Raw genomic sequence first — 13,341 nt, 5'->3', positions numbered from 1 at the left:
CTGCTCCCCGGCGGCAAGAGCGCAGGCGGCGGCCCTTAGCCTGGAGGGGTGAGGAAGGTCTTGGGTGCGGTCGCCGACGTTCTCTGCGTGCTCGTTTTCGTCGCCATCGGGCGGGCTTCGCATGAGGAGGCGGCCAGTCTGGGCGGGTTCCTGTCCACCGCCTGGCCGTTCCTCGTGGGGCTCGGCGTCGGATGGGGTCTTCTCCGGGCCTGGCGGCGGCCTGAGGAGGTCTTTCCGGCCGGGGTCGGGATCTGGGTCTCGTCCGTGGCCGTGGGAATGGTGCTGCGGGTCGTGTCCGGGCAGGGCACCGCTCTCGCGTTCGTGATCGTGGCTTCGGTGTTCCTCGGCGCCGCGCTGCTCGGATGGCGGGTCGCGGCCCGGCTCGTGGCCCGGCTGGCGGCGGCTCGGAAGGTGTCCGCCTCCGGGTGAGGGGCCCTGGAGGACGCCCCCGGATGACCGGGCGGTCTCTTCGGCTGATCGAACCGGTTGACGGCGTCGCGCCGCCCTGGTGAAGTTACCCGCGAGTCATGTACGGGCGCGAGCCTTTCCTGTGAAGGGGACACGATGCCATCTGCGCTGCGCGACTGGCTGGACAAGCCGAACACCGGACGCGGCGTCCACCTGGCGGCCGACGACGGCGGCTGGGAGTTCCGCGACTACGGTGAGCTGGCGTCGGCCGCGCGGCGCACCGCGGGGGCGCTGGTCGAGGAGGGCGTCCGGCCGGGCGACGTGGTGTGCCTGATCCTGCCCACGGACTTCACCTGCGTCGAGACGTACTTCGCGGTCTGGGCCGCGGGCGCCACGGTGTGCCTGATCACTCCGCCGCTGTTCCAGGACGGCGACGACTACGTCGCGCACGTGGCGGCGATCCTGCGCCAGGCGTCGCCGGCGCTGGTCGTGGCCTCCGACGGGCTGGCCGACTACGCGAGGCGGGCCATGGCCGGCGCCGGGCTGGACGGGGAGCCGTGGCGGCCCCGCAAGGCCGACGAGGAGGCCGAGGTCCGGCCCGCCGGCGAGCTCGCCCTGCTGCAGTTCACGTCCGGGTCCAGCGGGTCCCCCCGGGGCGTCATGGTCACCTGGGAGAACCTGGAGGCCAACAGCGATCTGATCGCGCGGGAGGCCGGCTACGAGGACGGGGACGTGGTGGCCTCCTGGCTGCCGCTCTACCACGACATGGGGCTGATCGGCTGCTTCCTCACGCCCATCGCGCGGCAGGGGACGCTGAAGCTGATGCGGCCCGACCACTTCATCCGCGACCCGGCACGGTGGCTGCGGTGCTTCGGGGAGGCAGCCCACACGGCGGCGCCGCCGTTCGCGTACGCCTACTGCGCGCGGCGGGTCAAGCCCGAGCAGCTGGAGGGGCTCGACGTGTCCGGGTGGAAGATGGCGCTGATCGGCGCCGAGCCCATCGACCCGCACACGCTCGAGGTGTTCGCGCAGCTCATGGAGCCGTTCGGGTTCTCCCGGACGATGTTCAAGCCCGCCTACGGGATGGCCGAGACGACGCTGCTCGTCACCATGGACGACGTCCCGCGCAACCCGCTGGCGGTCCGGCCCGACCCGGAGGCGCTGGCGTTCGGGCAGCCCGTCCGGATCCTGGAGCAGCACCCGCTCGGACCGGAGTCCCTCGGCGCCAAGGCCGGCTGGGTCGTCGGCTGCGGGACGCCCGAGGACGACGTGCCCGTCGCCATCGTCGACGACGAGGGGAACGAGCTGGAGAGCGGCCTCCTCGGCGAGATCGTCGTCGGGGGACCGTCGGCGTGCCCGGGGTACTTCGCGGGGGCCGAGGCCAAGTCGACCCGGTTCATGGACGGGAAGGTCTACACCGGCGACGCCGGGTTCTTCCACGAGGGGCAGCTGTTCGTCCTCGGGCGGATGGGCGACAGCATCAAGGTGCGGGGGCGCTCGGTCTACGTCGAGGACCTCGAATCCAAGATCGCCGAGGTGAGCGGGCTCGGTAAGGGCCGCATCGTCGTGGTCGGCGTCCCCGGCGCCGGGCGCAAGGGGCTCGCGCTGTTCGCCGAGACGCAGGACGAGACCTGGATCGGCGGGGTGCGCGAGATGCTGCGGCGCCGGCTCGGAGACGACGTGGAGCTGACCATCGTCGTCGGCACCGGCCTGATCCAGCGCACCTCCAGCGGCAAGCCCCGCCGCAGGTACATGTGGGAGCGGTTGCAGGGCGGCCACCTGGAGGGCGCGCGGATCATCAGCTGATTGCTAAAGCCGGTGATAACAGGACAACATGGCGTTGACGCTGTGAGAGGGCCATGATGCCGGCTGTTGCCAAGACGCTGCTGAAGCTGGGCTCCCGCCTGGGTTCCACCGCCCAGAACGCCCTGGAGGTCGCCCGGTTCGGAGGGTTCGACACCGACGAGGACGCCTCGCCCTGCGAGGTGGTGACCGAGCAGCGCGTCTACCGGCTGCGGCACTACTTCCCCGGCGCGGGCGGCGGGCCGGTCGTGCTGCTCGTCCCGCCGCTGATGATCACCGCGGAGGTGTACGACATCTCCTCGCGGGTCAGCGCGGTGCGCGTGCTGCGCGACCTCGGCGTCGACCCGTGGGTGGTCGACTTCGGGGCGCCCGAGCGGGAGCCCGGCGGGCTGGAGCGGACGGTCAGCGACCACGTCCTGGCCGTCAGTGACGCGGTGGACCGGATCCGGGAGGCCACCGGCCGGGACGTGCACCTCGCCGGGTACTCGCAGGGCGGCATGTTCGTCTACCAGGCCGCCGCGTACCGGCGCAGCGAGGGCGTCGCGTCCGTGGTGACGTTCGGGAGCCCGGCCGACACCAGCGTCGGGCTGCCGTTCGGGCTGCCGAGCTGGCTCGCGTCCGAGGGCGTCGAGCGCATCCCCGACGCCCTGCTCGGCGGGTTCGCGGTGCCGGGCTGGGTCACGCGGCTCGGGTTCCAGCTCCTCAGCCCCGTGAAGTCGGTGCGCTCCCGGGTCGACTTCATCCTCCAGCTCCACGACCGGGAGCGGCTCGCGCCCCGGGAGCGCCAGCGCCGCTTCCTGGAGCGGGAGGGCTGGGTGTCGTGGCCCGGACCGGCGCTGGCGGAGTTCATCCGCCAGTTCATCCAGCACAACCGCATGCTGACCGGCGGGTTCCTCATCGGCGACCGGCTCGTCACGCTCGCCGACATCACCTGCCCCGTCCTGACGTTCGTCGGGGAGGTGGACGAGATCGCGGCGCCGCCGATGGTGCGCGGGATCCGCCGTGCCGCGCCGCGCGCCCAGGTGTACGAGGCGTCGCTGCGCGCCGGGCACTTCGGGCTCGTCGTCGGCAGCCTCGCCATCGCGCGGACGTGGCCGGCCGTCGCCGCGTGGGCGCGCTGGCGGGACGGCGAGGCGGAGCTCCCCGAGATCGTCGTGCCCGTCGCCGGGGACGAGGAGGCCGCGTCCGCCGGGCTCCCGGGCGGCCCCGCCGGGTACGGCCTCCAGCTCGCCATGGGCGTCGGGGCGAGCGCCGCCCGCTCGGCGTACCGGACGGCCTCGCGGGCCGTGCACGGAACCCGCCAGCTCGGCGGGGAGGCCGCGCAGAACCTGCCGCGCCTGGCCCGGCTGGAGCGCATCCAGTCCGACACCCGCATGTCCATGGGGCTGCTGCTGGACGAGCAGGCCCGCCGCATGCCGGACGAGGTCTTCTTCCTCTACCAGGGGCGCGGGCACACCCACGACGCGGCCAGGCGCCGCATCGACGCCGTGGTCCGCGGCCTGATCCACATCGGGGTGCGGCGCGGCGACGCGGTCGGGGTGCTGATGGGCACCCGGCCGACCGCGCTCGCTCTCGTCGCCGCGCTCAACCGGCTCGGCGCCGTCGCGGTGCTGCTGCGGCCCGACGGCGACCCGGCCGCCGAGGCGCGGCTCGGCCAGGTCACGCGGGTCATCGCCGACCCCGAGCACGCCGCGGCCGCCGCGGGGCTGGAGGACGTGCCCGGCTTCCTGCTGGGCGGCGCGGGACGCGGCGAGCGCGGTCCGCTGATGGACATGGAGGCCATCGACCCGGACCGGGTCGAGCTTCCCGGCTGGTACCGGCCCAACCCGGGCCGGGCCGGCGACCTGGCGTTCGTGGTCTTCCGCGGTGACGGGGACCAGCTGCGCGCCAGCCGCATCACCAACCGGCGGTGGGCCCTGTCGGCGTTCGGGACGGCGTCCTCGGCCTCCCTGTCCTCGTCCGACACCGTCTACAGCCTCACGCCGCTCCAGCATCCGTCCGCGCTGCTGATGAGCCTCGGAGGAGCCGTCGCGGGCGGTGCGCGACTGGCCCTGGCGAGCGCCCACGCCGATCCCGGGGGGAGCGGGGGGTCGTCCCCCCGCAAGGAGTACGACCCCGAGACGTTCTGGGACGAGGCGCGGCGCTACGGCGTGACCGTCGCCTCCTACACCTGGACGCTGCTGCGCGAGCTCGTGAACGCGCCGCCGGACCCGGCCGAGCGGCACCACGCCGTCCGGCTGTTCATCGGGTCGGGCATGCCGCGCAACCTGTGGCAGCGGGTCGAGGAGCGGTTCGCGCCCGCGCGGGTCCTGGAGTTCTACGCCTCCACCGAGGGCGAGTCGGTGCTGGTCAACCTGAGCGGCAAGAAGCCCGGGTCGCTCGGGCGGCCGCTGCCGGGCAGCGCCGGGGTGCGCCTGGCCCGCTACGACCTGGAGAACGGCCGGCTCGCCGAGGGGCCGGACGGGTTCGCCATCCCCTGCGAGCCCGGCGAGATCGGCATGCTGCTCGCCCGGGTGCGGCTGTCGGCGATCGGGTCGGCGGCCCGTCCCGTGCGGGGCGTGTTCCGCCCCGAGGACGCCTGGACGATCACCGGGGACCTGTTCCGGCGGGACGCCGACGGCGACTTCTGGCTCGTCGGCCGGGAGACCGAGCTGATCCGCACGGCCGACGGCATCGTCCCGCCCGGCCCCATCCGGGACGCGCTGGGCGACCTGCCCTACGTCGACGCCGTCGCCGTCTACGGGATCCCGGTGGGCGACACGGAACTGGCCGCGGCAGCCGTCAGCCTGCGGGCCGCCCCCGGGTCTTCCGCCGAGGGCGCCGTCAAGCCGGTGGACCTGTCCGAGGCGCTGCTGCGGGTGGAGCCGGGGCTGCGGCCCGCGATCGTGCGGATCGTGGACGAGGTGCCCGTCACGGCGGGACGGCGGCTGCGGACGGCGCCGCTGCGGGACGAGGGAGTCCCGCCGGCGGGGGACGGGCGCGCCTTCTACCGGGACAAGGCGGGCGCGTACCGGCCGCTGACGGACGCCGCGCGGCGGCGGCTCCTCAAGGCGGCGCCCGCCCGCGAGGCCCGCTGACGCCCAAGTCACCGCCGATAAGTCTGGACTTACAGGCGGCCGTTGCGTTAGAACAAAGCGACAGAATTCGCGCATTTGTTGCACGCGTCCGGAGGGGTCATGACGAGTGTTCTCGCGCCGCCGCCGCAGGGCAGCGACCTGAAACCGGTGCCCGGCGTCCCCGGCGTCCCCTACATCGGCAGCACGCTCGCGGTGATGCGCGACCCGATCGGGATGGCCCGCAAGCGGTACGCCGAGTACGGCCCGGTCGCCTGGGGATGGCTGCTCGGCCAGCGGATGGTCACCGTCCACGGCCCCGAGGCCGCCGAGGTCGTCCTGGTCAACCGCGACAAGGCGTTCGCGAACGGGCCCGCGTGGAGCTACTTCATCGGCCCGTTCTTCAACCGCGGCATCATGCTCCTGGACTTCGAGGAGCACCTGCACCACCGCCGCATCATGCAGCAGGCGTTCACCCGCCCCCGGCTGCGCTCCTACATGGACGCGATGGCCCCCGGCATCGTCAAGGGCGTGGAGTCGTGGGAGCCCGGGCAGGGCTTCAAGGTCTACGACCACATCAAGAAGCTCACGCTCGACCTCGCGGTGGACGTCTTCATGGGCGTCGAGCTCGACGACGCCGAGCGGGCGCGGGTCAACGGCGCGTTCATCGACGCCGTCCGGGCGGGGACGGCCTACGTCCGCTTCCCGGTGCCCGGCCTGCGCTGGCACAAGGGCCTCCAGGCGCGCAAGGTGCTGGAGGAGTTCTTCCACCGGCACCTGCCCGCCAAGCGCCGGGGCGACGGGAGCGACCTGTTCTCGGCGCTCTGCCAGGCCGAGACCGACGACGGCGAGCGGTTCACCGACGAGGACGTCGTCAACCACATGATCTTCGCGTTGATGGCGGCGCACGACACCACCACCATCACGCTGACGACGATGGCCTACTACCTGGCCAGGTACCCCGAGTGGCAGGAGCGGCTCCGCGAGCAGTCCCTGGGGCTCGGCAAGGAGAGCCCCGGCTTCGACGACCTGGACGCCTTCACCGGCATCGACATGGTGATGAAGGAGTCGATGCGGTTGGTCACGCCCGTCCCGGCGCTCCCGCGCAAGGTCGTCAAGGACACCTCCATCCTCGGCTTCCACGTCCCCGCCGGGACGACCGTCGTGGTGCCGATGCTCAGCAACCACCACATGGCCGACTGGTGGACCGACCCCGACGAGTTCGACCCCGAGCGGTTCTCCCCGGAGCGCCGCGAGGACAAGGTCCACAAGTACGCCTGGGCGCCGTTCGGGGGCGGGGCGCACAAGTGCATCGGGCTGCACTTCGCCGGAATGCAGGTCAGGACGATCCTGCACCAGATGCTCCTGCGGTACCGCTGGAGCGTGCCCGCCCGCTACGAATGGCCCCTGGACACCACGTCCCTTCCCTCGCCCAAGGACGGGCTTCCCGTCCGCCTCGACCGACTGGAGCAGTGAAGATGAGCAAGGTCGTCGCCATCACCGGGGCCGCGCGGGGGATCGGCCTCGCCACCGCCCGCGCCCTCAAGGCCAGGGGCGCCACCGTCGTCATCGGCGACATCGACGAGACCGCCGTCAAGGAGGCCGCCGAGTCGCTCGGCGTCACCGGCCTCGCCCTGGACGTCACATCCCGCGAGTCGTTCACCGCCTTCCTCGACAGGGCCGAGGAGGCCGCCGGGCCCCTCGACGTCGTCGTCAACAACGCGGGCATCATGCCGATCGGGCCGGTCACCGACGAGAGCGACGCCGACGCCCGCCGCTGCATCGACATCAACGTGCACGGCGTGATGCTCGGCACCAAGCTCGCCCTCGACCGGATGCTGCCGCGCGGCCGGGGCCACGTCATCAACATCGCCTCGCTCGCCGGCGTCATGTTCACTCCCGGCCTCGCGCTCTACAACGCCAGCAAGGCCGCCGTCGTCGGGTTCACCGAGGCGACCCGGCTGGAGGTGGCGGACCGCGGCGTGCACGTCAGCGCCGTCCTGCCCACCTTCACCAACACCGAGCTGACCGCGGGGACGCGCAGCCCGAAGGGGCAGAAGAACTGCGAGCCCGAGGACATCGCCGCCGCGGTCGTCGAGCTGGTCGGCAGGCCGCGCCCGCAGGTCGCCGTGCCGAAGAAGCTCGGCACGCAGGTCCGGCTCGGCGCGCTGCTGCCCGAGCGCGTCCGACGGGCGACCTCCCGCCGCCTCGGCCTCGACAAGATCTTCCTGGAGTACGACCCCGAGGCGCGCAAGGGCTACGACGCCCGCATCCGGTCGGGTTCCTAGACCGCTCCCGCCCGCCGCGCCCTGCGGAAGGCGCGGCGGGCCGGCGGCAGGTAGCGGACGGCCTCCGGCAGCAGCGGCCACACCCGTCCCGCCGCGCGGACGGCCGCCGCGAACCGCCGGTGCCGGCGCTCGTCGGCGGCGCTCCACGGCAGGTCGAGCAGCTCGCGCATGCGCGGGTGCATCCCGCCGACCGTGATGAACCGGGCGACCGCGTTCAGCGGCGGCGACACCGCCCGCCACACCGGCGCCGGCACCCTGGGCGGCGCCGGCAGCCCCTTGGTCACGTACCCGACGCCGTACCGCGCGGTCCTGTGCGCGACGATCTCCTCGTCCAGCATCCGCTTCCAGTACGCCTGGAACGCCTCCCAGTCGTCCGGCATGGCCCGGTCGCTGACCCCGTACATCCGGAACCAGGTCTTGGACTCCTCGTAGATCCGGCGCTTCTCGTCCTCGCCGAGCGGCCGGATGAAGGTCTCGACGCCGTAGAGCATGTTGTCGAGGAAGGTCGCGTGCGCCCAGTAGTAGGTCTCGGGATCGAGCGCGTGGTAGCGGGAGCCGTCCGGCATCGTGCCCTTGATCTCGCGGTGGTAGTCCCGCACCCTGCGGCCCGTCTCGCCGGACCGCTCCCCGCCGTACACGGTGTTCAGGATCGGGCCCGCGGACCGCTTGACCCGCGCGAACGTCTCGGTGAAGAACACCGAGTGGTCCAGGACGCCCTGGCCGAGCGCGGGGAGCATGTTCTGCAGCACGCCCGCCCGCGGGCCGACGAGGAACATCCGGGTGTCGCCGAAGTACCGCCAGGTCAACGACCCGGGTCCGAGGGGGGCCGGGGTCCGCGCGTCGGCCTCGTCCGTCATGTGCACCGCCGGGGGTCGGAACGGGACTACAGAACGACGATCATTGTAACTGTGTCCCATCCGGTGGCGGGGCGCCGGCCGTCCGGCGGCTAGGGTGCGGGCATGACCACGGACGCGACCATCACGCAGGGGCTGCGGGACCGGCTGGCGGCGCCGGACGCCGGCGCCGACGACCTCGACACCCGCATCCTCGACGCCGCGCTCGCGGAGTTCGAGACCTACGGGCTGCGCCGGGTCAGCGTCGAGGACGTCGCCAAGCGGGCCGGGGTCGCCCGCACCACCATCTACCGGCGGTTCACCAACAAGGAGCAGCTGGTCCAGGCCGTGATCCTGCGGGAGTGCCGCCGCTTCCTCACCGCCATCGCCGACGCCACCGAGGACCTCGCCTCCCCCGAGGACGCCGTCGTCGAGGGCTTCGTGGTCGGCCTGCGCAACGCCCGCACCCACCCGCTCATGACGCGCGTCCTGCAGAGCGAGCCCGAGGCGTTCCTGCCGCAGCTCAGCATGAACGGCGGCGCGGTGATGCTCGCGGCCCGCGACATCCTCGCCGACCGCCTGCGCCGCGCCCGCCCCGGCGACCCCGATGACCACGGCACCGTGGCCGAGGTGCTGCTGCGGGTCGCGGTCTCGCTGCTCCTCGTCCCCGGCGGCGGCCTCGCCCTAGACGACGAAGACGCCACCCGCGCCTTCGCCCGCGAATATTTGTCGCGCCTTCTGTGTTAATTGCTTTTTTCTCCTCCTTCGGGCCTGGCGGCCCTCCATCGTCGACAAAAGCGGGCGATCGCTGGCATCGCTCCGGCTCGCCTGGCGGCTCGCTGCGCGATCAGGTTCTCGCAAGCTCGAACCTGCCTTCGGACGCGATCGCGGCCATTGAGGTTGTTGCGTGGTTGTGGTGGGGGCTGAGGTGGGAGGTCATGGGCAGTGCCCTTGGGTTGAGGTGATTGCGGGGGTGTGTCCCGTAGGCTTTGGGTGTCGAATTTCGTTCTAGAAGCGAGGTGGGCATGGCGGCGGTCGTGCAGACGTCCTACGGGAAGGTCCGGGGGGCGGAGCGGGACGGTGTGACCGCGTTTCTCGGGATTCCCTATGCCGCGCCGCCGTTCGGGGCCGACCGGTTTCAGGCTCCGCGGCCGCCCGAGCCTTGGGACGGTGTCCGTGACGCCGTCGAGTACGGGCCGACCGCGCCCAAGCCCGGCTACCCCCCGGTGTTCGCCGCTCTCGTGCCCGACCCCCAGATCCCCGGTGACGACTGCCTCAACCTGAACGTGTGGACTCCCCGCCTTCCGGACGGCGAGGAGGGCCTCCCGGTGATGGTGTGGATCCACGGCGGTGCCTTCCGGAACGGATCGGGCGCGGTGCCCGTCTACAACGGCCGCAACTTCGCCCGCGACGGCGTCGTCTGCGTGACGATCAACTACCGGCTCGGCGTCGAGGGCTTCGCGTATCTGCCCGGCGCTCCGCCCAACCGCGGGCTGCTCGACCAGATCGCCGCCCTGGAGTGGGTCCGCGACAACATCTCCGCGTTCGGCGGCGACCCCGCCCGCGTCACCGTGTTCGGCGAGTCGGCGGGCGGGATGAGCGTCACCACCCTGCTCTCCCTCGACCTCGGCCTCTTCCACCGGGCCGTCGCGCAGAGCGGCGCGGGCAGCATCGCCCAGGACCCGGCCGACGCCCTGCTCGTCACCAAGGAGATGGCGGCCCGGCTCGGCGTCGAGCCCACCGCCGAGGCGTTCGCCGCGCTCGACCCGGCCGCCGTCATCCCCGTCCAGAACGAGGTCGCCGCCGAGGTCGCGATGCTGCCCGACCCCGGCCGCTGGGGCGCCACCACCGCCGCGGGCGGCATGGCGCTCACGCCCGTCCTGGACGGCGAGCTGATCACCCGGCGCCCCGAGGACGCCATCGCCGCCGGCGCCGGGCGGGACGTGGACCTGCTCATCGGGTACACCACCGAGGAGTTCCGATTCTTCCTGATGCCGACCGGCATCGCCGCCGACCTGACCGACGAACTGGTCGGCGCGGTCGCCGCGGGCATGGGCGTCCCGCCGGGGCTGCCCGCCGCCTACCGCGCCCACCATCCGGAGGCGACGTCCGGCGAGCTGCTCGCGACGATCATCACCGACAGCCTGTTCCGCATCCCCGCCCACCGCGCCGCCGCCGGGCACTGCGCGTCCGGCGGGCGCACCTGGATGTACGAGTTCGCGTGGCGGTCGCCGAACCACGACCTCGGCGCCTGCCACGCGCTGGAGCTCGGCTTCGTCTTCGACAACCTCACCGGCGAGGAGGAGGGCCTCACCGGGCCGAACCCGCCGCAGGCGCTCGCCGACCGGATGCACCGAGCCTGGAACCGCTTCGCCGTCGACGGCGACCCCGGCTGGGAGCGGTTCGACCCGTCGGACCGCGCGGTGATGGTCTTCGACGGCCCCGGCGACGCGATCGTCCACGACCCCCACAGCGACGACCGCAAACTCTGGGACTAGAGCAGCCCTTTCACTACGTGCTCTGCGATGGCCAGGGAGGATGTGGCTGCGGGGGACGGGGCGTTGCGGAGGGTGGTGATCGGGCCCAGGCGGCCTATGCGGAAGTCGTCCACGAGCGTGCCGTCGGGGTCGACCGCCTGGGCGCGGACGCCGGCGGGGGCCGGGACGACGTCGGCCGCCGTCAGCTCGGGGACGAAGCGGCGGGCCTCGGCGACGAACGCCCGCCTGACCGCCGACCCGTACAGCTCCCGCGCGCCCGTGCGCCAGTGCCGCCGGGCCAGGCGGCGGAAGCCGGGCCAGCGGAGCGCCTCCCACAGGTCCTCGGGACGGACGTCGCGCCGCCGGTAGCCCTCCCGGGCGAGGGCGAGGACGGCGTTCGGGCCTATGTCCACGCCGCCGTCCACGCGCCGGGTGAAGTGGACGCCGAGGAACGGGTAGCGCGGGTCGGGGACGGGATAGATGAGACCGCGAACGAGATCCGTCCGGGACGGGACGAGCCGGTAGTACTCGCCGCGGAACGGGACGATCGCCGGGGCCGGGGAGTCGCCCGCCAGCCGCGCCACCCGGTCGGACTGGAGACCGGCGCAGACCACCAGCCGGTCGAAGGTCAGCTGCTCGTGCGGGGAGGCGACCGTGACGCGGTCGCCCGCCCGGCCGATCCGCACGACCTCGAAGCCGAGCCTGACCTCGCCGCCGCCGTCCGCGACGTCCGCCGCGAACGCGCGGGCCACCGCCGGGAAGTCGACGATCGCCGTGGTGGGGGAGTGCAGGGCCGCCACGCCCGCCGCGTGCGGCTCGATCTCGGCCAGCTCGCCGCCGGTCAGCCGCCGCAGCCCGGGGACGCCGTTGGCCGTCGCGCGGCGCTCGATCTCCTCCAGCGCCGCCGTCTCCGCCTCGTCGCGGGCGACGACGAGCTTGCCGCACTCCTCGTACGGCAGGTTCCGGTCGGTGCAGAACTCCTTGAGCAGGCCAATGCCGCGCCTGCACAGGGTCGCCTTCAGCGACCCCGGCGCGTAGTAGAGGCCCGCGTGGGCGACGCCGCTGTTGCGGCCCGTCTGGTGGGCCGCGACGCGGTCTTCCTTGTCCAGGACCGTCACTCTCAGCCCCGGACGCTCCAGCGTCAGCCTGCGGGCGATCGCCAGCCCGACGATGCCCGCGCCGACGACGCCGACCCGTGTCTCCGCCACATCCGCACCCTAGCGGGGGCGCGGCTCAGCTCCCGAGGCGCTTGCGCCCCTGCGCCCGCACCCGCTTGCGCTGGGACGGGTCGAGCATCATGTACCCGACGAGCGGCGCGCCGAGGACGCCGAGGATGATCAGCGCGCTCAGCCACCACGGGAAGACGAACAGGGTCAGGAAGCCGACGACGACGCCGCCGATCACAAGCTTGGTCTGGGTCGACATCTCGCACCTCCGTTGACGGACCGCCCACTTGTAGAACGGCCGTCGGGCGACCGCTGTTCCACGATATGTCGCGAGTCGGCCCGAGCGCCATGGCGGAGGCGCCCCGTCAGATGCGCCCCGTCAGATGCGCAGGGACAGCTGGCCGCCGCCGAGGGTGCGGAGGACCTCCGCGTGGAGCCTGCCGTTGGTGCACACGACGCTGCCGCCGTCCGGGCCCGGCACGCCGGACAGGTCGGTGAACATGCCGCCCGCCTCCTCCACGATGACCTGGAGGGCGGCGAGGTCCCACAGGGACACCTCGGGCTCGGTGGAGATGTCGACCGCGCCTTCGGCGACCATCATGTGCGACCAGAAGTCGCCGAACGCCCGCGTCCGCCACACCGAGCGGGTCAGTTCGAGGAACCGGGGCAGCCGGTCCTGCTCCTCCCAGCCGCTCAGGCTGGAGAAGGACAGGGACGCGTCGGACAGCTCGCCCACCGACGAGACGCTCATGCGGGACGCGCGGGTCAGGCTGCGGCCCGTCCAGGCGCCGCCGCCCCGGGCCGCCCACCAGCGGCGGTTCAGCGCGGGCGCCGACACCACCCCGACGACGATCTCGTCGTTCTCCATCAGCGCGATCAGCGTGGCCCACACCGGGACGCCGCGCACGAAGTTCTTCGTCGCGTCGATCGGGTCGATGATCCAGCAGCGGTTGCCGTAGCCGGTCCTGCCGTACTCCTCGCCGAGGACCGCGTCGCGCGGGCGGGCCCGCTTCAGCGTGCCGCGGATCTGCTCCTCCACGCTGCGGTCGGCGTCGCTGACCGGCGTCAGGTCCGGCTTGGTCTCGACGTCGAGGTCGAGGGCGCGGAAACGCTTGGTCGTGATGTCGTCGGCCCCGTCCGCCAGCACGTGCGCGAGACGCAGGTCATCGGAATAGCCCGCCACGGCGAGCCACGCTACCCTGATCACCGCCCGTCGCGACACACGTACCCGGGCCGTTCCGGCTTTTCGGGCGGCCGGGACCGGCGCGCCGGGCGCGATGTCCCGCTTCCGGGCGCGGGTGGTGGCAGCATGG

General features: G+C 73.1%; 11 protein-coding genes. 7 read left to right on the top strand and 4 right to left on the bottom strand.

The features are described 5' to 3' along the window. Positions 1-48: 48 nt before the first annotated feature. From AB0C87_RS01110 to AB0C87_RS01090, 5 genes are all read left to right on the top strand, one after another. On the top strand, positions 49-429 hold the full coding sequence (locus AB0C87_RS01110) for a DUF3054 domain-containing protein (RefSeq protein WP_345184929.1): 381 nt from the start codon (positions 49-51) through the stop codon (positions 427-429). A 135-nt stretch (positions 430-564) separates the two neighbouring features. Further along, complete coding sequence (locus AB0C87_RS01105) at positions 565-2,214, top strand: AMP-binding protein (RefSeq protein WP_353831774.1); 1,650 nt, start codon at positions 565-567, stop codon at positions 2,212-2,214. 53 nt (positions 2,215-2,267) lie between these two features. Beyond that, on the top strand, positions 2,268-5,288 hold the full coding sequence (locus tag AB0C87_RS01100; protein WP_353831775.1) for an AMP-binding protein: 3,021 nt from the start codon (positions 2,268-2,270) through the stop codon (positions 5,286-5,288). Positions 5,289-5,387: 99 nt separating this feature from the next. Next, complete coding sequence (locus AB0C87_RS01095; RefSeq protein ID WP_353831776.1) at positions 5,388-6,740, top strand: cytochrome P450; 1,353 nt, start codon at positions 5,388-5,390, stop codon at positions 6,738-6,740. A 2-nt stretch (positions 6,741-6,742) separates the two neighbouring features. Further along, on the top strand, positions 6,743-7,552 hold the full coding sequence (locus AB0C87_RS01090; RefSeq protein ID WP_353831777.1) for an SDR family NAD(P)-dependent oxidoreductase: 810 nt from the start codon (positions 6,743-6,745) through the stop codon (positions 7,550-7,552). Here the strand turns inward: AB0C87_RS01090 and AB0C87_RS01085 are convergent. Further along, positions 7,549-8,409: an oxygenase MpaB family protein gene (locus tag AB0C87_RS01085; protein ID WP_345184940.1), complete on the bottom strand. Its 861-nt coding sequence runs from the start codon at positions 8,407-8,409 to the stop codon at positions 7,549-7,551. The two genes, AB0C87_RS01090 and AB0C87_RS01085, sit on opposite strands and share 4 nt — an antisense overlap. Before the next feature lie 102 nt (positions 8,410-8,511). On the opposite strand from AB0C87_RS01085, the gene AB0C87_RS01080 reads away from it, so the two are divergent. Further along, positions 8,512-9,132: a TetR family transcriptional regulator gene (locus AB0C87_RS01080; RefSeq protein WP_345184943.1), complete on the top strand. Its 621-nt coding sequence runs from the start codon at positions 8,512-8,514 to the stop codon at positions 9,130-9,132. Positions 9,133-9,410: 278 nt separating this feature from the next. Next, complete coding sequence (locus AB0C87_RS01075) at positions 9,411-10,883, top strand: carboxylesterase/lipase family protein (protein ID WP_360575920.1); 1,473 nt, start codon at positions 9,411-9,413, stop codon at positions 10,881-10,883. Here the strand turns inward: AB0C87_RS01075 and lhgO are convergent. From lhgO to hisN, 3 genes are all read right to left on the bottom strand, one after another. Beyond that, positions 10,880-12,070: an L-2-hydroxyglutarate oxidase gene (gene lhgO / locus AB0C87_RS01070; protein WP_360575918.1), complete on the bottom strand. Its 1,191-nt coding sequence runs from the start codon at positions 12,068-12,070 to the stop codon at positions 10,880-10,882. The two genes, AB0C87_RS01075 and lhgO, sit on opposite strands and share 4 nt — an antisense overlap. 25 nt (positions 12,071-12,095) lie before the next feature. After that, a complete protein-coding gene (locus AB0C87_RS01065; protein WP_141577897.1) occupies positions 12,096-12,287 on the bottom strand; it encodes a hypothetical protein in 192 nt (63 codons plus the stop codon). Between the two features lie 120 nt (positions 12,288-12,407). Further along, positions 12,408-13,211, bottom strand: a complete 804-nt coding sequence (gene hisN / locus AB0C87_RS01060; protein ID WP_345184954.1) for a histidinol-phosphatase — start codon at positions 13,209-13,211, stop codon at positions 12,408-12,410. Positions 13,212-13,341: the final 130 nt, after the last annotated feature.

Origin of the sequence: Actinomadura sp. NPDC048021, assembly GCF_040653135.1 — a bacterium.
Lineage (GTDB): Bacteria > Actinomycetota > Actinomycetes > Streptosporangiales > Streptosporangiaceae > Spirillospora > Spirillospora verrucosospora.
Note: the sequence above shows the minus strand (reverse complement) of the source record. Positions and strands in the feature narration are given on the sequence as shown.